Here is a 416-nt window from a genome sequence, read left to right on the forward strand (position 1 = left end):
GGGGAGTGGACCTGCAACTGCTGGGGGTGGGCACCGACGGCCACATCGGCTTCAACGAGCCCGGTTCATCCCTTGCCTCACGGACCCGGGTGAAGACCCTGATCGAGCAGACACGCCGGGACAATGCACGGTTCTTCGGCAGCCTGTCCCACGTCCCGCACCACGTCCTTACCCAGGGGCTGGGAACCATCCTGGAGGCCCGGCATGTGATTCTCATCGCGGCCGGCGCGCAGAAGGCCCAGGCGGTCCGCGACCTCGTGGAAGGGCCCGTCGCCGCCATCTGCGCCGCGTCCGTCCTGCAGCTGCATCCGCATGCCACGATCCTGGTTGACGAGGCCGCGGCGTCCTCGCTGCGGCTCGCCGACTACTACCGCCACAGCTATGAGAACAAGCCGTCGTGGCAGGGGCTGTAGCGG

The 416-nt window shown here is 68.3% G+C and carries 1 protein-coding gene; it reads left to right on the plus strand.

Features of this window, described 5'->3' with window-relative positions; all coding sequences use genetic code 11:
- A partial coding sequence (locus tag BJQ90_RS15725; protein ID WP_226761167.1) for a 6-phosphogluconolactonase occupies nucleotides 1-413 on the plus strand: 413 nt, incomplete at its 5' end.
- Nucleotides 414-416: the final 3 nt, after the last annotated feature.

Source organism: Arthrobacter sp. SO3 (genome assembly GCF_020532825.1).
In the GTDB taxonomy this organism is placed as follows: domain Bacteria; phylum Actinomycetota; class Actinomycetes; order Actinomycetales; family Micrococcaceae; genus Arthrobacter.